The sequence below is a fragment of the Phycisphaeraceae bacterium genome (assembly GCA_019636735.1).
GTDB lineage: Bacteria > Planctomycetota > Phycisphaerae > Phycisphaerales > SM1A02 > VGXK01.
This window is the reverse complement of record JAHBWY010000005.1, coordinates 79,340-100,329: the sequence shown is the minus strand read 5'-3', so window position 1 is coordinate 100,329 and position 20,990 is coordinate 79,340. Positions and strand designations below refer to the sequence as shown.

The window sequence follows — 20,990 nt, the reverse complement described above, 5'->3', positions numbered from 1 at the left end:
GGTCATCGGTGAGAGGCCGGGCCGGGGTGCCTGGCGCGTCTGTGGTCGCAGGCGACTCTCACCAAGGGGCCCCGTCGATTCAGGCGTAGTGCTGGCCGAAGCGATTCGCGATGAAATCGGCGTAGCTTGCATCTTCATTGCGAACGAAGCCGCGCTGGGGAACCTTCCCTTCGCGCAGAAGGTCGAGCATGGCGCAGATGCCTGCCGCCGTCGTGATCTGGATGGCCGTCCAGTGGTGGCCGCCGATGACCGCGTGACGAATGATCTTCGCGTAGGAGCGCTGAACGAGCCGGCCCGCCGCCTGACCGATCGCGCTGGTGAAGATCGCCACGATGTCCTGATGCGTGCTCGGAATGGAGCGCTCCAGCACCTGCTTGAGCTCATCGGGGTGCTCGCGGAAGCGAAGATCATGCAGAAGCAGCTTCATCACGGCGTTGTGGCCGGGATAGCGCATTGTCTTGTAGTTGAGGTGACGAACCTTGCCCGCGAGCGTCTCGGCGAAGGTTCCGAGCCCACCGCTCGTATTGAACGCTTCGAGCTCGATCCCGCCGATCATGACGCGCTCCATCCCCTCGAGCGCCGGCACCAGGGTCAGGCTGCCATCGATGACCGTTTCGCAGGGCTGGATGTACTCGTTGATCAAGCCGTCGGTCGACCAGGTCAGGTTGTACTTGAGCGCGTTGTTCGGATGCTCGGGCAGCGCGCCGGTGCGCATGCGAACCTCGTGCAGCTCATCGATGCCCTCGATGACATGCGTCGCGGCAATCGTGATGAACCCCGGCGCGAGGCCGCACTGGGGAATGAAGGCTGTCGCCGCGCCTTGGGCGAGCGCCTTCACCGCCTTCGTCACCTTGACATCCTCGGTGAGATCGAGGTAGTGCACGCCCGCGGCCTTGGCTCGCGTGGCAATCAACTCATTGCAGAAGAAAGGGGCGCAACTGATCACCGCGAAGGCACCCTTGAGCACGCGATCGAGTGCCGCGGCGTCATCGAATGTGGCGGTCGCGGTCCGGCATCCGGGCGCAAGGCGAGCGGCCTCTTCCAGCAGCGCCGGCGCATGATCAACCGCGGTGACGGCGTAGTCGCCGCTGCCTTGAAGGAACGAAATCACCGTCCGGCCGATCTTGCCGGACCCGAGCACAACGACAGGCTTCATGAGTGGTGGGGAGTGTTGCGGGTTGCGGCGGCGACGGACGCTGGCGCCGTGCGCTCGAGTTCGCGCGAGACTTCATCCTGGAGCTCGCGCATGATGGCGGGGCCGAACTCGAAGCGGATGCCTGCCGCCTCGAAGAGCTTGGGCAGCGGCTGCGAACCGCCGAGCGCCAGGGCTCGCTTGTAGCCGGCGAGCGCCGCAGCGGGATCGCGTCGGGAGCGCAGCCAGAGCTGGAGAGCGCCAAGCTGCGCGATGCCGTACTCGATGTAATAGAAGGGCACGCCGAAGAGATGGAGTTGCCGCTGCCACGCCGTGCGCTCCACCTCTTCGAGTCCGCTGTAATCGACCGTCGGGCCGAAGCGGCGATTGAGTCGGAGCCACTCGGCGGCGCGCTCGTCGTGCGAGTGTCCGGGGTTCATGTAGACCCAGTGCTGGAAGGCGTCGATCTGCGCAATCCACGGCACCATCGTCGCGAGGTTCTCAAGCAGGCCGCGGCGAGCTCGATTGGCATCACCCTCGCTGTAGAACTCATCGAGCACGGGGAAGGTCAGCAGCTCCATGCTCATCGAGGCGACCTCCGCAAACTCCATGGGGCTGCCGCGATACGCGAGGATCGGATCGTCCTTGCAGAGGATGGAGTGGAAAGCGTGCCCCGCCTCGTGCACCATCGTTTCAAGGTCGCGCTGCAGACCCGCCGCGTTCATGAAGATGAAGGGCGAGCGCGAGTACTGACGCTGATACTGATAGCCGCCGGGGGCCTTGCCCTTGCGCGAGTCGAGATCGAGGCAGCCGCCGCCCCGCATCGAGTCGAACATCCGCCCCAGCTCGCCATCCATTCGGTGAAACGCCTTCGAGGTTCGCTCGACGAGATCGTCGGCGCCGTCGAATGGACGCAGCGGCGCACGCCCGTGGATGTCGACCTTCAAGTCCCATGGCCGAAGGGCGGGAAGGCCCAGCACTCGCGTTCGCTCCGCATTCAGTCGCCGCAGCACGGGCACCCACACCTGCTCGACTGCGGTGTGGAAGGTCTCGCAATCGGCGGGGGTGTAATCGAAGCGATGCAACCGTTGATGCTGGTAGTCACGGAAGTTGTCGAATCCGGCGTTGCGTGCCAGTTGCGACCGGAGCTTGATCATCTGGTCGTAGATGACGCTGATGCGATCGGCGTCGCGAAGCCGTCGTTCGGCCGTCGCTCGCCAACTCCCCTCGCGCACCGATCGGTCGGTCACCTCGAGGTAGCGCGCCATCTGGGGCATCGTCTGCTCACGACCTTCAAACTCCACAGTCATGGCGCCGTTGATTTCGCTGTACTGCTGATCGAGCTTGGTGAGCTCCGTCTCGATCGGGATGTTCTCGGCGCGGAAGAGTCGGACGCTCTGTCGGAGCGCACGCAGCAGCACGCCGTAGCGCGCCTGGTTGAGGTCCTTGGCGAAGGGGCTCTCGGCGATCCGCCGATCGAGTTCAAAGCCAACTTTCTTGAGCTGAGGATCGACCTTCTCGATGAACTGGAGGAAGCGCGCCTTGGCCTCGGCGTCGTCGGTGAAGCAGGTCATTCGAATGTAGGCGTTCGCCTCCGCTTCGCTGGCGAAGGCGTCGAGCTCGCTTCGATCGAGGATGAGCTGCTCAAGGCAGCCGGCGCACCTGAGCGGCCGCTCAAGAAGTGAGCGATAGAGAGGTTCGAGCGACTCCCAGTGGGTGGCGTCGAGACCGGCGGGGACGAAGGGCTTTGAAGAAGAGTGCGGGCCGTGCGTGGAGTCAGTCATGGGGAGGAGAGAGACTACCGCAGGGCGCGGCCTTCCCCCGCGAGTGACTCGATCAGCCGCGGAATCCCGGTGTGGCCGTCGATTTCACCGCCACAGCGGGGAGATGGAGCCTCTGGACGACCGCCTCGGCCAGAAGCTCCGCTTCGAGTCGGCCACTGCACAGGAAGAAGAGCGTCGAGCCGCTGCCACTCACATGCACAGGCCGCTCCACGATCTCGGCGATCTCCGCCGCATCCTCGGCGAGCGAGGGCGCTATCTCGAAGGCCGGTGCCGCAAGGTCATTGAAGGGGAGCGCCACATCGAGTGGGGCGCGGGCGCTTCCTTCATGCCCGCCGGGCATGGCGGCCTCGAGCGCCGTGCGCGCGAGCGCCCGCACCCGCGCTGCGTCAAGATCGGCGCCCGGACGCAGTCGATCAAAGGCGCCGTAGACAGGTCCCGTCGGACACGCGGCCTCGGGAAGGACCAGCACCATGTGCAGCTCGGGAACCTGCGCATGATGCTCGAGCGCCTCGCCCACGCCTTCGACGAGCGCACTTCCACCGCGCACAAGAAAGGGAACATCGGAGCCGAGCGAGGCGCCGAGTCGCGTCAGCGTCAATTGGTCGAGGCCGAGGTCGAAGAGCTCGTTCACTCCGCGCAGCATCGCCGCGGCGTTCGAACTGCCGCCGCCGAGACCGCCGCCGACGGGAATGCGCTTCTCAAGCTTCATCTTGATGGGCAACTGGCGTCCGACATGCGCCTCGACCGCCTGGTGGGCGCGCACGGCGAGGTCGCGCGTGACGGACCAGTCGATCTCGCTCCGGCGCTTGGCATCCTCCGCCCACAGGATGGCGTACATGGAGAGTCCGTCGTCCTCCAGGCGCGTGAGTGTCAGGTCGTCGACGAGATCGACGGTGACCATCCAGCTTGAGATGGGATGAAGACCGCCGTGAGCCGGGGACGGCGCGCCCACGGAGAGCGCAAGGTTCACTTTTGCAGGAGCGGCCAGCGTGATGGTTCTTCGAACGGTCATGAACTGAAGCGGGATTGAGGGGGGCGACCTGGGAGGGCGATGCATTCGGCAGCCCACCTTGGGGCGTGCGAAGCGTATGGCGCGAACTTCATGCGCGCCTGGGCGCTACAATCTTCGCCCTCGGAGATGCTTCATGCTCTGGCAACCCGCGATTCCCGAGAAGTACAGGATGATGAGCGATGACGACCTCAGCAGCGCCATCACCGCGCGGCGCCGCGAATTGGGAGGTCGACTCCTCATTCTTGGGCATCACTACCAGCAGGATGATGTCGTCCGCCATGCCGATCTCACCGGCGACAGTCTGAAGTTGAGCCAACTGGCCGCCGCCGAGGTGCCGAAGCGCGGCACGGAGTGGATCGTCTTCTGTGGAGTCCACTTCATGGCGGAGACGGCGGACATCCTGACCGAGGATCGGGTCCGCGTCATCCTGCCCGACCTCTCCGCCGGGTGCAGCATGGCGGACATGGCCGACTATGAGGACGCCATCACCGCTTGGGAGGAGCTCCACGCCACCATCGACGACGACTCGGTCCGCATCATTCCGATCACCTATGTCAACTCAAGCGCCGCGGTGAAGGCCTTCGTCGGAGAGCGCGGCGGCGCCTGCTGCACCAGCAGCAATGCGGCGCAGGTCTTCGACTGGGCGCTCCGTGGCGGCGAGACTCCGAAGCGGCGGGGCGAGCGCATCAAGCTTCTCTTCATGCCCGATCAACACCTCGGGCGCAACACGGCTCGACGAGCGGGATTCATCAGCGAGATCGACGCGGAGCGCGCCAAGGCGCAGGGCTCCAGGAGCCCGAGCGAACCGGGCGCATCGAAGAAGACCGCCGCCTCACGCTCGGCCAAGCGTGCTGACATGGCCGTGTGGGATCCGAAGAAGGAGCTCGGCGGCCTCTCGCCCGAGACGATTCGCCACGCCACCATCCTGCTGTGGGCGGGTCACTGCTCGGTGCACAAACTCTTCCGACCCGAGCATGTGGCGCAGGCGCGGCAGGAGTCGGGTGTGGAGACGGTGCTTGTTCACCCGGAGTGCTGTCAGGAGGTGGTCGAGATCGCGGACAAGGTGGGAAGCACCGAGTTCATCATCCGCGAGATCGAATCGGCGCCGCCCGGGTCATCATGGGCGGTGGGCACCGAGGTGCACCTCGTGAATCGCCTCGCCCGGCAGGCGGCGGAGCGCGGTGTGCGCGTGCGCATCCTGAGCGACTGCCAGTGCCTCTGCACCACCATGTACCGAATCGATCAGGCGCATCTCCTGTGGGTGCTCGATCACCTCGCAGAAGGGCGCGTCGTCAACGAGATCCGTGTGCACCCCGACGCCAAGCGGCTCGCAAGGCTCGCGGTCGACCGGATGCTGGCCAACGCCGCGCCGCCGCCCACGGCGAAGGAGCCGGCGCTGGTTGATTGATCGAGCTCGGTGTGCGACCCGGTGACGACGAGCGCCGGAATCCGGCCAACCGAGGGCACCGCGGCTGCCGCTCGCGACTTCGGGACGGGGCCGGTCACGCCGATGCATGGGCGCGGGAATCTGATTGCCGCAGGCCGGTCAGGGACTTCGCCCTCGGCCGCTTGCGCGCGTCATGGCCGGGGTAACCTGAGGATGCCATGAAGAATTCAACGCAGGCTCGGAGCGGAAGGCGCTGGCTTCGGTGGGTCGTCGGTGTGGCGGTGGTGCTGGTCATCCTCGTCGCGCTCGCACCGACCCTGATCAGCATGACCATCGGTCGCCGCATCGTCACCGGTCTTGTGCGCGATCAGGTCAACGGTGATGTCTCGGTGACACGCGTGCGATTCGGCTGGACGGCCCCGCAGAAGATCGATGGGCTCACAATCAGTGACCGCGCCAACGGCAACGAGATCTTCGCCGTGGTGGCGGTGAACCGATCGCTCCTCTCGCTCATGACCGACCCGATGGGCGAACTTGATGTCGAGGCCCTCGTGGCCGTGACGACTTCGCAGGCACCTGATGGCACGCTCGGTCTCGCAAGCCTCGTCAAGACCCCGCCACCATCGGCCACAACGCCATCGACGCCGCCGAAGCCCGTGCCGCCAGCGACTCCTTCAGGAACCACTCCAGCGCCGGCGCTGCCTTCGGGTCTTGTGGTCCGACTGACGATCGATCCATCGAGCTTCATCATTGATCAGGGCAGTGAAGGTTCGATTGCCCTCTCCGACTTCCGCGGGAGCGTGCGCTTTGCTGCGGCGGATGGTTCGGTGCAGGCGGATCTGAATGGCCGCCTTGGCTCGTTGAAGCCGGGAGCGAGCCCGACCGGTGGTGCGGCGGCGCTCGGACCTGCCGGACCGATGGCGATCAAGGCAGACCTCAAGGGCGTTCTCGACTCAAGCGGTGCACCCACGGTCGGCGCGATGAAGGGGACCGCCTCGGTGTCGATGAAGGAGACTGCACTTCGGTACGACGGGCAGACGAGTTCGCTGCGATCGTTCGATCTTTCGCTTGACGCGCGTGATGCGAGCGGCGCGGTTGCCGTGGCTTTCGCCGTGGATGGGGCCACACGGGAGCAGATCGAGGTGGGAGAACTCGCCGGCCGACTGACGCTTGGTCGAGATCCCTCGGGTCCGATGGGCATTTCGGCGAGCCAGGTGGCCGCCGCGATCGAGCGTGGCCGAGTCGCGATCAAGGGCGGCGATGAACCCTTCTCTGCGGAGGGGATCGTTGCGAACTTTGCGATCGGCACCGGCGGTCGCGCGACCTTCGCAGTGGCCGCCGAGACCACGATGGGAAGTGGGCGCGGATCGGTGTCGGGTGAAGGTTCGCTCGAGAACCTCTTCAATGATGATCTGGCGATGACGCTCGGGAAAGCTGTAGGTTCCGCGCGACTGAGCGTGGAGCGAGCGGTCACACCGGTGGGGCCCTTGATGCTGACCGTGGACACCTCGCGCGTGGTGCTCGATGCACCGCGCGCCGATGCGCCGCTCTCCCTTGCGGTGGATCTCTCCGGTCGAGTCAGCACTCCCGGAGGCGCCGCGGACACACCGGACAGCCCGACTTCGCTGATGGTCCGTGCCCAACTGGCGCGCGACCCCGCGTCTGCGACCGGCATCTCCACCGATCCGCGCTCGATGACCGCCGAGGTGCAGGCGCGCGGAATCCCGAGCGCCAGCCTTCGCCCCTTCCTCACGGAGACCGGTCCGGTTGTGATCGATCCCGTGCGCGACATCGGACCCGTGGTCAATCTCACTGCGAGCGCCAAGGGTGGTTCTGATGCGCCGATCGAGGTCAACTTGAGCACCGAGCGCGTGAAGGCTGACCTTTCCGTGGTCGTCGATCCGGCGAGCGGCTCGCTGCGAGATGGCCGTGGAACGGTGGAAGTGACTGCGGCACCTGAGCTGCTCGCCCCGCTGGGCGTGCGTGCCACTGCGCCCGTTCCTGCCACGATCTCGATCACTTCGCTCGGGTTGCCGAGGCGCGACGAACAGTGGCAGTTGAACGATGCGGTCATCGATGCGTCGATCGCCGTGAAGGGAGCGATCACGCTCCCGGCTGGTGATGAGACAACGATCGGCCTCTCGCAGATCGCAACCACGATCAAGAGCGCAGGGCTCGCCCGCGGCGCGACGATCGCCGCCTCGGCCGCAGTCGATGGCGTGATGTCGCGCGTGGATGCCGAACTCGGCGGCTTGGCTGGCATCGGCGGCTCCAAGTTCGATGCCGCAAGCGTGAGCGCGAAGGGCACGCTCGCCGTGGGCCCCATCGACTGGAGCCGCGCGCCAGCCGTGCTTCACGCCGTCTCCGAGCAGATTCGCTCGCTCGGGCTCGGTCTTGCCCAGTCGACCCTCGGCGTCGGATTCGACGGAAGCATGAAACTCGGTGCAGCGCAGATTCGCTTGGCCGACGGCGCGCAGGGTGTCACGAGCCGCGTTGACTGGAATGCGGAGCGCGTGCGAGTCGATCAGACGACAGTCAACGCCACTCTGACTGACGCGCTCCTTGACGGAATCGGGCTGAAGGACTTCCGCGTGGCGACGCCCGCGCCGGTCGTCATCGCGGTCGATCCGATGGAAGTGCCGCGCGCGGCGCTTGAAGCGGGTCAGGTGACCTTGCCTGAAGTCCATCTGACTCTGAAGTCGACGAACATTGCGCTCGTCAAGGCGCCAGGTGTCGAGCAGCCCGTGTCGCTCTTGTCGCTTGACTCGAAGGTGGCGCTTGATCTTGGCAACGATGTCGGCGCCAAGGTCTCCGGAACCACGGCGCTCAAGGAGTCGGCTGCCGCCGGAGGCCAGGCGGGCGCAGCGCCGCAGGCGAGTGGACCCATTGCCAATGTGGACTTTGGTTTCGATGGGAGTGCACTGGCCACGCCGGGCCGGAAGTGGAATGCCACGGTGAACTCGAAGGATCTTGAGGCTTCGCGCCTGCTTCGTGTGGCGGGAGTTGACCCGGCCACCGTGCCGGGCGTGGCGCCGGGAGATCGAGGCACGCTCGCCTTGGCGACCGGGACCGAGCCGGCGGGCGCGCTTGGCCTTCAGTTCGACACGGCGGTCGGCGCGATGCGCGGCGCGGGCAAGGCATCACTCGCCGCCGACGGGTCCATCGCGCTCCCTACCGCTGATCTCTCGATCACGATGGATGCCGCCAAGAGCACCGAGTTCTTCAGTCAGGAGAAGGATCCGCGCGGTCGGACCATGATCACGCGCGCGAGCGCCGTGCCCATCACGCTTTCGCTTCGTGACACTGTCGTTCCCGCGCCGCTCAGTGATGGAACCCGCCCATGGGCCAAGGCCAAGTCGACGGTGACCCTGACTACAGGCAATCTCGACCTCGATATCGCCGGCCTCGGCACCACCCGACTCGGCGCCGTCGATGGCAAGGTCACGCTCGCCGGTAATGGCCGGTCATTGGTCACCGCGATCAAGTCAACGCTCACCACGCCGCAGACCGGGGCCCATCCGCTCTCAGTCGCCGCGACGATGACGGACTTCACCGACACCAAGGGCGCCTTCGACTGGGTGCGCCTCGCCTTGCAGGGCAATGTGCAGATGCAGGGATTCCCCGTGGCCCTTCTCGATGTCTTCATGGATGGCGACGGCAGCCTCGTCGAAGCGATCGGCCCGCAGCTCGATGTCGATGTGCGCGCGGTCAGCCCGTCGGGGAACCCGGGCTCTGTCTTGACGGGCAACCTCAAGAGCGAGTTCCTCGTTGCTGACCTTGGTCGCGTGGCCATCCAGGACAACGCCTTCCAGATCGCACAGAGCAACCCCTTTACCGCCGCGCTGATTCCAAACCCCACGCTGCGCGAGCGGATCCTGCGCCCGATCAACCCGGTGCTGGCCGACATTCGGCCGCAGGAGGGGAAGCCTCTCGTCTTCACCATCAGTCGCCTCGATCTCCCGACCTCGTTCGACCTGCGGGAGTTCGACAGCCGGTTCTCCCTCGTGGTCGGCGATGTTGAACTTCAGCGGGGCGGCTCCATCCTCAACTTGCTGCAACTCGTCCGAGAGGATGATGACGGCATCATTCCCGGCAACATCTCGCCACTCGATGTCACCGTGAACAAGGGCAATCTGAGCTACGAGAACTTCATCCTCTCGATGGGCAAGATCGGCCAGACCTGGAACCAGCAGATCTTCCTCTCGGGCGATGTTGACATCGGGTCGACGCCGATGTTCGCCAACGCCATCAATGTCGACTATCCGATTGTGGGTGTTGGCCGTCTGGCCTCGGGGGCGACGCGCTTCGACGCCTTCTTCGGCCGAGTGAATCAGGTGCTCGGCAACCTTCCGCTCGTCGATGTGAACGCCATCCGGGTTCGAGCGACTTTCAGTGGTCCGATTGAGGAGGGCCGTCACCTCGAGATGGCGTTCGAGCCGGTCATCGTCATGCCACCCGGGTCGAATCCCGTCGATCAGGTCCTCGATGGTCTCTTCGGCGATCGCGGCATCCTGCGGATCCCGGGTCGCAACGATGCGCCACAGGGCAGTGGCGGGCAAGGGGGTGGCACACCGCCCGCGGACAAGCCCAGCGATCCGATTCGCGGCATCTTCGACGACATCTTCAAGCGCAGGAATCGGTAGCGAGCCTGCGCGTCAAGCAACAAGCGATCGAGAATCAACCGAGTCGCGCTCATCTCACGCCGTCGCCGCGGAGCGCAGGCGCTTCTGCTCCATGCGCGCGGGGTCCGGCAGTCGCAAGCGCCTTGTCAAGCCGACCCACGACAGCGCGCGAATGATGATCCAGCTGACATCGAGTTGCAGGCCGAATCCATGACGCGCGCTGGCGGGGAAGGCGTGATGGTTGTTGTGCCAACCTTCGCCCATGGAAACGATGCCCATGATCGGGTTGTTCCGGCTCTCATCGCCGGATTCGAAGTCGCGCCAGCCCCAGAGGTGACAGACGGAGTTGATGCTCCAAGTGGCGTGGTGCATGAGGAAGATCCGCACCAATCCGCCCCAGAGCAGGCCCAGCGCAGCGCCCGTCCATGTGCCGGCGATGACGCCGCCGATCAGGGCGGGAATCACGAGGCCGAGCGCCACCCATAATGGGAAGAGGCGATCGATGCGACGCGCGATGGGATCGGCCATGAGGTCGGGCACATAGCGCTCGGTCTGCGAGCGAAGGTCGCGCGTGCAGAGCCATCCGACATGAGCATGCCAGAAGCCCCGGATCGCACCGAGCAGACCCTGCGCATGCCCGGCATGGGGTGAGTGTGGATCGTGCTCGTCATCAGAGTGCTGGTGATGTTGACGATGCGTGGCCGCCCACCAGAGCAGCGGGCCCTGCACGGACATCGAGCCGAGGATGCCGAAGAACCACGCGACGACCGGTGAGGCTTCGAAGGCGCGGTGGGTGAACAGACGGTGGTAGCCGATGGTGACACCGAGTGCCGTCAGCACATAGCCGACTCCGAGCATGACGAGGTCGGTGGTCGAGCACCATCCTCCCCATGCCAGCCAGATGCCTGCGATGAGGGCGAGTGTCGGAACAACAACGCCGATGAGTGTGACGATGCGGTGCCAGATCGGCGCCGGAGTGTGGGCATGCATGAGTGAGAGAGGTGGCGCTGGATCGGTCAGTCGGGCGGGTCCGTCAAGGCTCGATGAGGAGCTCAGCCGCGCGTGGCCTGTGATGTGGGGGGCAACGGAGAGGTGGGAATGTACTCGGAGGCCGCGGAGTGCGCGCGTGTTCGGCGCGGCTCCCTGAGCGCCCGATCGCCAACGCACGCCCGTTTCGCGACTGAATCTCGATGAAGCCCGCACAAAGCTCCGTGATCGTTACGGACACTTGCCCCAGCTTCCGAGCACCAATGCAAGATCAAGGCCGTTGACCACACCATCGCCGTTGATGTCTCCGATCGGCAACGAGTGGCTCGCGTCACCCCAGGAGCCGAGAACCAGCGCAAGATCGGCACCATTGACCACACCGTTCCCGTCAAGGTCAGAGGGGCATGGGTTCAATGCGCCGAGGACGATGACGCAGTTGGAGAACTCTGAAGTCTCACTCGCAGACGAAGTCGCTGTCATCGTCAGGCGCCATGGCGTCGCGCTTCCATTCGCAAGCGTGATCGCACGAAGGAAGAACGCATCGCCCGACGCTTCGGTGGTGACTTCGAATGCATCGATGAAGGTCTGGCCCTCGCCAAAGCCGCTCGGCGCGCAGGCGTTGTTGCCGAACACTTCGATGTCGTACGCGTGATCGGGCACACCGCTCACGATGCCCTCGATCACCACGACGCCTCGTTCGACCATGGCGCCGAGCACCGTCACCACCGCCGTGGGGGACTTCACCTGGATCCCCTTGCCTCCATTGGCCACGATCGAGTTGCGCGAGATCAGGTTCCCTGCGAGGTCGACCACGCCAGCGTTGAGGCTCCCGCGAATCAGGTTGCCGTCACCGGGACCGCTTCCGCCGATGCGATTGCCCCGCGCGCCCGCATCGAGCAGCACGCCGATTCCGTTGGGCACGCCAGCGCCGGACCAATCGCTTCCCAGGCGGCAGCCGACAACATGGTTTCCTTGGGCGGCTTCAGTGATCACGACCGCGGCGCCCGAAAAACCGGTGAGGGCGACTCCACGCAGGACATGGCCGCCGCTTGTCATCGTCACGCCATGCACCGCGCCCTGGCCACGCAGATGTACGAGCGGCTGTGAAGTGCCATCGATGATCGTGCCTCCGGTCGGATCGGAGAGCGGCGGCAGTGGTGCGGTCAGCGAGATCGGCGCCCCGATCGGCGTAAACGCGAAGGCGATGGTGTCAGGGCCGCTGCGCAGATTCGCTTCGGCAATGCACGCGGAAAGGGTCGCATCGATGATGCCCGGCGTGGCATTCGAGTCGGCGATGCCATCGCCGGGGGAGAAATCCGGCGCGTCGAAGGAGCGATTCACCGAGAAGCACCCGAGATTGCGCCCCGCGTGATCGATGACCACCTTCGAGCGAGCGAAGTTCTCCGTGCCCGCTGCCACCGTGATGGGAAGGCACGACGAGTTCGGCGTCGTGCGGAACTCAATGTCGGTCAGGTCGAATCCACTCTGGCCGTCGTCGAGCGCGTTGAAACCGAGGCGCGCGAGCAGAATGTTCATGCCCGGAAAGACGAGAAAGCCGCCGGGAAGCCCCACCACGCAAGAGGGAATGGAAAGCTCCACGCGAATCTGGCCCGGCGGTGCCCCGGGCGGCACGAACCAGACGGGGTTCGCCATCACACCATTGAAGGCCGGCGCGTCGATGAAGCCCGGTGCCGCTTCGACGATCGAAGGATCGAAGTGCACCGTGAACGACACCGCGAAGAGGCGCGCCGCAGGGTTCAGCATGACTGGGTTGAGCAGTCGAACATCCACCGCGAGGTCGCAGAGCATCGGGCCAATGCCCGCCGGTGCGATGATCTGGTCCTTGGGCAGGGCATCGACCACGCAGCGCTGAATGCCGGGAATCGTCGGCGCCGCATCGACCCAGACCTGCATCGGAATGCCCGGCTCGGGGGCGGGCTTCGTGATCGAGGTGGCGACTTCTCTCGCAGCCACCGCGTGCCCCAACCCGCACACCACCGCGGCGCAGAGCAAGCCGCGACACACACTCAATTCTGTCATGCTCATCGGGACTCCACGACTCCTCGGTCAACCCCCGACGGTGAACAGTATGACCGACGCGACCGCCGCGCGCAGGGTCCACCCTGCGGTTCTCGGCCAATTCCATCGAACAAGCCGACGAAGCGCCGCTTGGTCAGGTTCCTGTTCGAGTCGCGCATGGGCCGGAACAAGGACCACGAAGGTCACCATCCAGATGAGCGCGAGGAGCAGCGCTCCCGACCACGCGAGCGGACGCGCGGTGCCGATCATGACGAGGAGAATGGCCGATGCAGCCTCGATCAGCATGACCGGCGCCACCACCAGCGTGGTCCGGCGGACATGCGCTCGTTCGTAGTCCACCCACTCATTCGCGCCGACGCGCGCCATGAGCGGATAGTGGACCACCTGCACGAACCAGATCAGGCCCGCCATGAACCATGTGCACGCCGCATGAATGAAGCTGAGCGGGGTGATCCACTCATGCATGGGGCGTGGCCCTCGCGGCGCGGCGCGCATCAAACAGCATGAGCGTGAATGGGACCCACCAGATCAGGTCGTTGGTGAGAATTGTCGCTCCGAAGGCGAGCGGAATCTCGCCGCGCCACCAGGTCATGACGAATCCGATGGGCCCGAAGACCTTGCCGAGCAGGCCGACGAGGACAATCGGCCAGTGGCGCCGATGATCCGATGCTGCGATGAGATAGCCGATGCCGTAGACGCCCACGATCATGCCGAGACACTGCCAGATCGAGGGATGATTGAGGGGCTCCATGCCCGTCCATGTGAAGAAAGACTGGGGCGAGAGCACGACGAAGGCGCCCCATGTGAGGTTGTAGAGCCCGGCGGCGATCAGCCACGGGCGTGCGCTTCGCATGGTCTTCACTCTCGGCGCTCGAAGACGCCTGGCACGAAAGGTTCTTCGAAGTAGCTTGCCTCGAGGTGGGCCGACAGCCGCCGGGCGGCGGCGCGGCCAGCGAGGAACGCTGCCTCGACTCCCTCGCCGGCGCTCCAGTCTCCGCAGGCGATCACGCGGCCATCGTGCGCGGTGGGAAGGGTCGGTGTCATCGCCGCGCGGGGGTCGTTCGTCTCGTCTTCAAGCTCTCGACGAGGAGCGGGCGTTCGCCGCGGCATGGCCAGACTCCAGCGGTGCGCTTCAGCGAGCATGGTCCGCGGCGCATCTGGCGCCGGCGCACCGTTCGAGCGAGCAAGGCTTCGAACGAGCTGGCGGAAGGCGCGTTCGAGTTCGACTGCGATGCGTTCGCGCGGTTCATCGAGCCGAGTGGCGGCCCACTCATCGGTCGAAGTGACGACCCAACGGTCAGGCTCCGTCGCAACGCTGCCATCACCAGAGTCGCGTCGGCCCGGCTTTCCGCTCTCCCTGACCGCGCGGGCGATCACCCCGGGCGTTCGCACCGAGATGACATCGGCGTCGATCGGCACACGCGACTCAAAGGCGAGCATCGTCACCCATGCGGATCGGCATGAGAGCCGACCAAGCTCTCCTGACAGCGGCTGCAACATCTCGACGGATGAGTGGTCGCGCGATGCGGCAATGACTCTTGACGCCTGCGGAGCGGGCATCGCGAGAATCACGCCTGAAAATGGACCGAGCGCCTCCGCCGCGCCGCGCGAGTTGGTGCCGTGAATGCGCCACAGCGGGCGTGCCGACTCACGCGAGATCACCGCGCCCGAGCGCCGCGAGGGGTCGAAGCGCCCGTCGCAGGTCAACTCCAATCGCTCCGCGCGGAAGGAGTTCCGAACGGCGATCCGGTCGCCCGCAGATTCAATGAGCCGTCGCGGGAGTGCGCTCATCGAGGGCACGCCGACCCATCGCGTGATGGCGCGCTCGAAGGCGAGGCCGATCTCGTCGAGGAACATGAAACGCCCGAGCCACGGCGCGACGATACCGGCGCTGCTCCAGTCGCCGACGATCAACCTGAACTCATCGGTCATGGCCGTGAAGAACGGCGCGCCGTGGTCGAAGCGCCACTCGGTGCCGTCGGGGGTGGCAAGGCGTCGCGAGGCGAGTCTCCCCCCGGCGCTGCGACCAAGGTCGAGCAATGTGACCGCGAAGCCGAAGCGCACGAGCGCCTCAGCGGCTGCGGCACCAGAAAGGCCGGCGCCGATGACGGCGATTGGTCCTCCTGCTCCTGGTGAGAGGGGATACATCTCAAGGCGGTTCGATGGGTCTGCCGACCGGATGCGTCGGCAGCCCGCCTGGTCGCATGCCGAGGTCGGTCGACGGGCCTCAGACGCCCTTCACATCGAAGGGCAGCCGCAGCCATGGGCTACCATTCTTGGCGTGAGCGCAGGCGGGAGCCATGAAACCTCGCATGACCACTGTCGAACCTTGCACGGCCCGCGGGATGCCAGCGGTCACCGCGATTCGACCCTCACGCTGCATCGCCCCATGAGAGTGCGCGCGGGAGTGCATGCGGTGCGGTGTCGAACACTCGATCGGGTGCGCTGCGGCACGGTCGCCATTGTTCTGGGTCTCCTCGCGGTGCTTCCACTTCGCCCGGCCGCTGGTCAGGGCCTTGAGTCGTATGGCGTGCTTGAACCGATCCGGGTTCGTTGGGTCGAGGCGTCGGTCCTCGAAGTGTTGGTCGAGACGCGCCATGATGGAAGCCCCGACGCGATCGACGGCGACGACCATCGGCTCGTTCAATCGCTGCTGCCGCTGCACGACGCCTACCTTGCTCGAGCGCTGCAAGCCCGTGATGAGGCGGCTCCGAGATTGATCCTCGAAACCGGTTTCGGGCTCGATCTCGGTCGCATTCGCCAACTGCGTCGTCGCGAGATTGCTGTCGATGGCTTGGAAGCCCGGCTTCGGCTCTACGAACAGGCGTTCTTGCGAGAAGTCGAGGCCATGCTTCCGGAGGCCGCACGGGAGCGCTTCGCTCGACGAGCGGTCTCCGTGTCGCGACTGACGACCTTCCGGCCGTACCGTCGCGGTCTCGTCGATGCGACGGGTGAGTTCGAAGCGAAGATCAGGGCGGCCAAGCTCCCGCCATCGGAGCGTCGCGCTGCCATGGCGGTGATCGATGCGAATGCTCCGCAGCTCCATGAACACGCCCAGCGCATCTTTCGAAGCGCACGAGAGGCCGCTCGTCGCTACCTGGTTGTCGTCGAGCAAGCGCTCGCCGGGTTTCCCATCGTCGCGGACCCCGACGCACTCTCGCCCGAGCAGCAGCAGGCGCGCCGCACCGCAGTGAGCAGGGCCGTTGTGTCAGCGGACCCGTATCGCCAGTTCCGTCGCGCGGCTCTCTCTGGTCGGGAGTTTGAGGAGCGCCTCTGGAATCAGGTCCTCGAGGCTGTCGTGACCGAGGAGGCCAGGCGTGCGCTGCGGCGAGAGATCATCGGACCACTGTGGGGATCCTCCTCGGGACCCCGCCTTGAGCGTGGTCTTCTTCGAGCCGAGGCGCAGCTTCGCGCGATGCAAGATCTGGACCCTGCGCGCCAGGCGGAGCTCCTGCGTGCCCTCGAACAGTGGAGGCGTGAAGATGACGCGACCGTTCTGGCAATCCTTCAGCTCATCCCGATCTGCCGGCAGGCCGAGGCTCGCCGGGAGGACGCGCGCCTCAATCGCGCGACTCCGGAGGCCCGAGTCGAGACTCTCGAGGCGGAGTTCGCCCGTCGTTCGGTGGAGATCAGCACGCTGGTGCAGTCCCGCGAAGATCGGGCGCAAAGGACCGTAGCCACGCTCATGGAGCAGTTGGACGAGCCGCAGTGGCGGGCCATGGGCTTTCGACTCCCGGGGCGCCCGGGCGACGAAGCGGACCGCCGCCCCATGAGCGAGCGGGCTCACGAGATCTCGTGGCTCTCCCCCTCCGAGGTTCCGGCCGTCGACGCTCGTCTCAGCGCCGAGGATGAACACTCCGTCCTTGTTGGCCAGGAACACGGGGGCGGGTGGAATCCTCGGCCCATCGAGGAGTCGTTCCTCGAGCTCCTTGCGCAGGCGATCGAGCTCGATGAGGTCGAGCGTCGTGCGTTGACGACCCTGCTCGATGAGGCGCGCCAGCAATGGAGCCGACGCATCGAACGGAGCGATCTCGGCTCGCGGCGTATGACCCATTCGACTCTTGATCGATCGGCGCTGCCCAATCCGCTGTTGAGTGATCTCCCTTCCATCGACGAGCACGAAGGCATGGGCGACGACCGCCTTCGTGATGAAGCGGTGTCACTCGAGGCGTGGCGACAGTGGCCGGCGATACAGGCGGCGCAGACCCAGTTCGAGGCGAACCTCGAGTTCCTTGCCGAGGTGGTTGCGATCGACCGCCGCCTCTTCGCCGCGCTCGAATCGAGAGTCGGTGCGCCAGCGCGCCGACCATGGATCGCGGTTGCGGAGCTCGCGCGACTCTCCATCGTGACCGGACCTCGCTCCGGCATGGCGAGCTTCGTCGTGGTGGGCGAGCCCGCGGAGGTCAATCTTGCGCTCCTCGCCATGGGGCCGCTCCTCGGCGTGGAAGCGCGTCACGCACTGGCGGCAGCGGTTGCAAAGCGAAGCGATGCACTGCGCGAGCGCCTGCTGACGCGGGCGGAGGCGGCCCTCGACATGGAGCACTCGCAGCATGTTCGGGACGAGTGGTTCATCCTTTCTGGTCCGGGGAATCTCTGGCTCGAACAAACGCCGGAGTGGCAGGTGGCCCATGCGGAGTTCGACTCGGCCACACGCGAGTGGACCCGGCACACCCGCGCGATCGACCGACTGTCCCGCGAGATCGTGGAGGAGGTTCGGGGGGCTCTCGAAGGCGAGGCGCGTCGCGAGTTCGAGGAGATCTGGATTCGACTGGCGTATCCCGATGTGGTGCGGAACCACTCGCCCACTCCATGGATCATTGCACAGTTGCGGGCCTTGGAGGGAGTCGAGCCCGAAGAGCGCGAGGCGATCGATCGCATCAGCGCCGAGTGGCAGCGCGCTCGGCAATCGGTCACCGACGAGATGATTCGCGTGACCATGCGAGCGCTTGAGGAGATCGAGGGTGACCATGCGCGACGCGATCAGGGATTGCCCATTCGCTGGCATCACCACGCGCCCGAGGTTGAGCGTTGGCGCTTTCTGCAGGATGAGGCGGATGATCGGGCGCAGATCGAGTTGCGGGCCGTGCTCTCAAAGGCCACGCTCGAACAGGTGCCGTTGCTTGGCAACGGCCTTCCGAGGGATTGAACCGCGTTACTCCCGGCCTTTCTTGATTTGATGTCTTGACATGCAGACTTGAAGCGATACCCTGCACGCGGTTCGGAGTTCGCGGCGCCCCTTCATCTCTTTCGCCCGCGACGCAGCGTTTCGTGATTCGTTGACTGTACTGACCGAGGAGTTCCTCCTCACGAAGGCCGATGCCTTGGCGTCGGCGTCCGCACTTTGGATTGCGAGGTTGCCCCATGCATGCAGGACACCCTGCTTCGTTGGCGGGCGTCATGAGTCGAGTCGGCGAGGTCCGCCGGCCGGATCAACGCACCCCGTTGGGACTCCTGGGCGCTCTGGCCGTCACGACGCTCGGCGCCGCGACAGCCGTCGCAGGCGCTGATCAGGTGCTTCGCGCACCCGGCGCTCAGCCGCGGGACTTCTTTGGATCGCATCTGGCGCTGGGCCACTCGGTGCTGGCAGTGCCGGTGACTCGGCGCGAGCCGGGTCTGAAGGGTTTGGTGGTGCTCTTTCGTCGCTCCCCCGACGGAGTGTGGACTCAGGTGCAGAGCACCATTCAGGAGAGCGTTGTGCACGGCTCCGAGTTCGGAGCGGGGATCGCCGTTGATGGCGACATCGTGGTCATCGGGTCGCCTGGCTTTGTGATCCCGCAACAGGCGCCGTTTGGGAACATGCGCGGCAGGGTCCAGGTCTTCCGCCTCAACGCCGATGACACGCATGTTTCGCTCTTCACTCAATCCGTCACGCCGAACTTCGATCGTTACGGCTCTTCCGTGGCGATGTCGCACGGGTGGATCGTGGCCGGGCGGCCCGGTTCAAAGAGCGCCGCCGTCCAGTTCCTGCGGATCGATGATGGGGTGGTGAGCGCGATGCAGGCCTTCCCCGCTGCGGCTGGAAGCGCCACGAGCCTCGGCGATGTGGTCGCGATCAACTCTGGCTGGGCCGCCGCAGGCGCCGTTGACCTCAGTGCGCAACTCGGGCTGCATGCGGCTGTGCGCATCTTCAAACGCACGGGGGAATCGCTGTGGGCGCCCTTCACCACGCTGCAAGCTCCATATCCGCAACTCAGCAACTGGCATGGGCTCTCGCTCGCCATGGATGAGGAGCGCATCATCGTCGGGTCACCCGCAACTGAGATGCAGGCGCAGCCCCGCCGCGGGGTGGCGTTCATCTATCGTCGGGTTGGGGACCTCTGGTCGCTTGAAGCCGAACTCGAGGCGCCAAATGAGATCTTCTGCGAAGGATTCGGGAGAGCGGTCGCCATCGACGGCCTCCGCGTGGCCATCAGCGCCGTCGAGTTCGGCGAGGCGCGGGGGGGAGAGACCGCGGCGGTCTTCATCTTCGAGTTCATCGGGGGTGCGTGGCACCATGTGGATACGCGCCTTGGTGCAGCCGATACGGACTTCGGCGCGGCGCTCGCGCTCAAGGGCGGAACGCTGGTCATCGGGGCGCCGGGCACCTCCGACGACAAGGAGAGCTTCGAAGGATGCGTCATCGTGACGACACTCATCGCGGGCGACCTCAACGGTGATGGCGTGGTCAACGGTGCCGACCTGGCAATCCTCCTTGGATCATGGGGAGCGGCGCCACCGGGCACCATTGCCGATCTCAATGGTGATGGCGTTGTCGATGGCGCTGACCTCGCCCTCCTTCTTGGGCAGTGGAGTTGAATCATGCACATGGGCCATGAACTCACCGTGAATCGTGAAGGTTCGAACCTCTCTGCGCGGCAGCAGGAGCGCTCGCCTCCAGTGCAAGGCTCACTGCGGCCCTCCGGCGCGCGAGCCCATCGCGGGTTCACCAGCGCGGAGCTGGTGGCGACCCTGGCAACGGCGTTTGCGTCGTGCGCCGTGGTGCTCGTTCTGGTCGGCGCAGCGCGCTCCCGCAGCATGGAACATGCGTCACTTGCGAATCTTCGCGTGCAAGCGACTGCGCACGCGGCCTATGCCGCAAGCTGGAGTGATCGGCAGCCGACCTTCATCCACGACGAGTTCGCGCTCTCCGGCAACAGCTATCCGCAGGCGATTGCGCTCTTCGGTTGCCTGCCGCCACTCATTCTCGGCTTCGGCGGCACCTATCCACCTGCGGGGGCGCTGGCGACCTGGGGCTACTGGCTTCCGCCCTGCGACAACCCAACCTCGGGGTCCCAATCGAATCTCAACATGTATCACCCGTTCAGTTTCGCCGGCACGGCCGTGGGCCACGGCACCTTCATGCTCGTCAACACGCCGGTGATCAATTCCTATGTGAATGGTCGCTTCATGGATCGCGTCTTCTACGCGCCGGCGGACCGGACACGCATGTCGGCCGTGGGTCCCGGTCTCGAAAGCCCTCACCCGTTCACGCTCGTCGCGGACGGCAAGTGGATGTGCTTCAGTTCGTACATCATGAGCCCGGCCGCCATGTACCACCCGAAGGTCTTTGGCGGAAGCGATCAGGGAGTGGGCGGGCCGTTCGTCGGCCCCTTCAACTTCGATGCATCGTTCAAGTCACCGACGGTGTCGCAATGCGCTCATCCCGAACTGAAGAGCCGACTGATCGAGCATGGCTGGCTCCAGAATGCGCCGTTCCTGACGAACCCCGCCTTCGTCCCTGGGAGCATGCTTCACTTCAATATGGGCGCCGACAGCGTGCCCATGACGCTCTTCTTTGACGGTCACACGGGACCGCTCCCCATCCGCAAGGTGCTCGATGAGAACGCCGCCGTGGTTGCGGGCGGCGGAGCGTCGCTCTGGATGACCCCGGTCGGCAGCGGACCGTGGCAGGTGTACGGTGGCTACTACAGCTCGGCATCCGTGGATGGCACGAACACGAGCGTGCATGTCTTCACGCGCGGCGGCATCCTTGGCCGAGACCAGGTGACCGCGGGTCAGTAGCCCCGCGCACGACAGTTGCAAACCA

At 65.6% G+C, this 20,990-nt stretch carries 13 protein-coding genes; 5 read left to right on the top strand and 8 right to left on the bottom strand.

The genetic code is table 11. The annotated features are described in order from the left end of the window. Nucleotides 1–79: 79 nt before the first annotated feature. The 3 genes from KF724_08425 to ispE are packed head-to-tail and all read right to left on the bottom strand — an operon-like array spanning nucleotide 80 to nucleotide 3,928. Complete coding sequence (locus tag KF724_08425) at nucleotides 80–1,156, bottom strand: saccharopine dehydrogenase NADP-binding domain-containing protein (GenBank protein ID MBX3355709.1); 1,077 nt, start codon at nucleotides 1,154–1,156, stop codon at nucleotides 80–82. Then, nucleotides 1,153–2,916 carry a M3 family oligoendopeptidase gene (locus KF724_08420; GenBank protein MBX3355708.1) on the bottom strand — a complete coding sequence of 588 codons (1,764 nt, stop codon included), beginning with the start codon at nucleotides 2,914–2,916 and terminating at the stop codon, nucleotides 1,153–1,155. The genes KF724_08425 and KF724_08420 overlap by 4 nt, the downstream gene beginning before the upstream one ends. Before the next feature lie 52 nt (nucleotides 2,917–2,968). After that, nucleotides 2,969–3,928, bottom strand: a complete 960-nt coding sequence (ispE, locus tag KF724_08415) for a 4-(cytidine 5'-diphospho)-2-C-methyl-D-erythritol kinase (protein MBX3355707.1) — start codon at nucleotides 3,926–3,928, stop codon at nucleotides 2,969–2,971. Between the two features lie 133 nt (nucleotides 3,929–4,061). On the opposite strand from ispE, the gene KF724_08410 reads away from it, so the two are divergent. Both KF724_08410 and KF724_08405 read left to right on the top strand, forming a co-directional pair. Continuing rightward, the gene (locus tag KF724_08410; GenBank protein MBX3355706.1) at nucleotides 4,062–5,336 is read left to right on the top strand and encodes a quinolinate synthase NadA; all 1,275 of its coding nucleotides are present in this window, start codon (nucleotides 4,062–4,064) and stop codon (nucleotides 5,334–5,336) included. A gap of 197 nt (nucleotides 5,337–5,533) precedes the next feature. Beyond that, nucleotides 5,534–9,958: a hypothetical protein gene (locus tag KF724_08405; protein ID MBX3355705.1), complete on the top strand. Its 4,425-nt coding sequence runs from the start codon at nucleotides 5,534–5,536 to the stop codon at nucleotides 9,956–9,958. A 54-nt stretch (nucleotides 9,959–10,012) separates the two neighbouring features. On the opposite strand, the gene KF724_08400 is transcribed toward KF724_08405, so the two are convergent. The 5 genes from KF724_08400 to KF724_08380 form a co-directional block, all read right to left on the bottom strand. Further along, nucleotides 10,013–10,927: a fatty acid desaturase gene (locus KF724_08400; protein ID MBX3355704.1), complete on the bottom strand. Its 915-nt coding sequence runs from the start codon at nucleotides 10,925–10,927 to the stop codon at nucleotides 10,013–10,015. A 228-nt stretch (nucleotides 10,928–11,155) separates the two neighbouring features. Beyond that, nucleotides 11,156–12,955: a hypothetical protein gene (locus tag KF724_08395; GenBank protein MBX3355703.1), complete on the bottom strand. Its 1,800-nt coding sequence runs from the start codon at nucleotides 12,953–12,955 to the stop codon at nucleotides 11,156–11,158. Between the two features lie 36 nt (nucleotides 12,956–12,991). Further along, nucleotides 12,992–13,429 (bottom strand): hypothetical protein, encoded by a 438-nt coding sequence (locus tag KF724_08390; protein MBX3355702.1) that lies wholly within the window; start codon nucleotides 13,427–13,429, stop codon nucleotides 12,992–12,994. Further along, on the bottom strand, nucleotides 13,422–13,817 hold the full coding sequence (locus KF724_08385) for an alkyl hydroperoxide reductase (protein MBX3355701.1): 396 nt from the start codon (nucleotides 13,815–13,817) through the stop codon (nucleotides 13,422–13,424). The genes KF724_08390 and KF724_08385 overlap by 8 nt, the downstream gene beginning before the upstream one ends. Nucleotides 13,818–13,822: 5 nt before the next feature. Beyond that, nucleotides 13,823–15,112: an NAD(P)-binding protein gene (locus tag KF724_08380; protein MBX3355700.1), complete on the bottom strand. Its 1,290-nt coding sequence runs from the start codon at nucleotides 15,110–15,112 to the stop codon at nucleotides 13,823–13,825. A gap of 241 nt (nucleotides 15,113–15,353) precedes the next feature. Between KF724_08380 and KF724_08375 the strand changes: the two genes are divergently transcribed. The 3 genes from KF724_08375 (at nucleotide 15,354) to KF724_08365 (ending at nucleotide 20,965) form a co-directional block, all read left to right on the top strand. Further along, a complete protein-coding gene (locus tag KF724_08375) occupies nucleotides 15,354–18,110 on the top strand; it encodes a hypothetical protein (GenBank protein ID MBX3355699.1) in 2,757 nt (918 codons plus the stop codon). A gap of 251 nt (nucleotides 18,111–18,361) precedes the next feature. Next, entirely contained in the window at nucleotides 18,362–19,759 is a 1,398-nt protein-coding gene (locus tag KF724_08370) for a hypothetical protein (protein ID MBX3355698.1), read from the top strand. A gap of 9 nt (nucleotides 19,760–19,768) precedes the next feature. Continuing rightward, a complete protein-coding gene (locus KF724_08365) occupies nucleotides 19,769–20,965 on the top strand; it encodes a hypothetical protein (protein MBX3355697.1) in 1,197 nt (398 codons plus the stop codon). Nucleotides 20,966–20,990 lie beyond the last annotated feature (25 nt).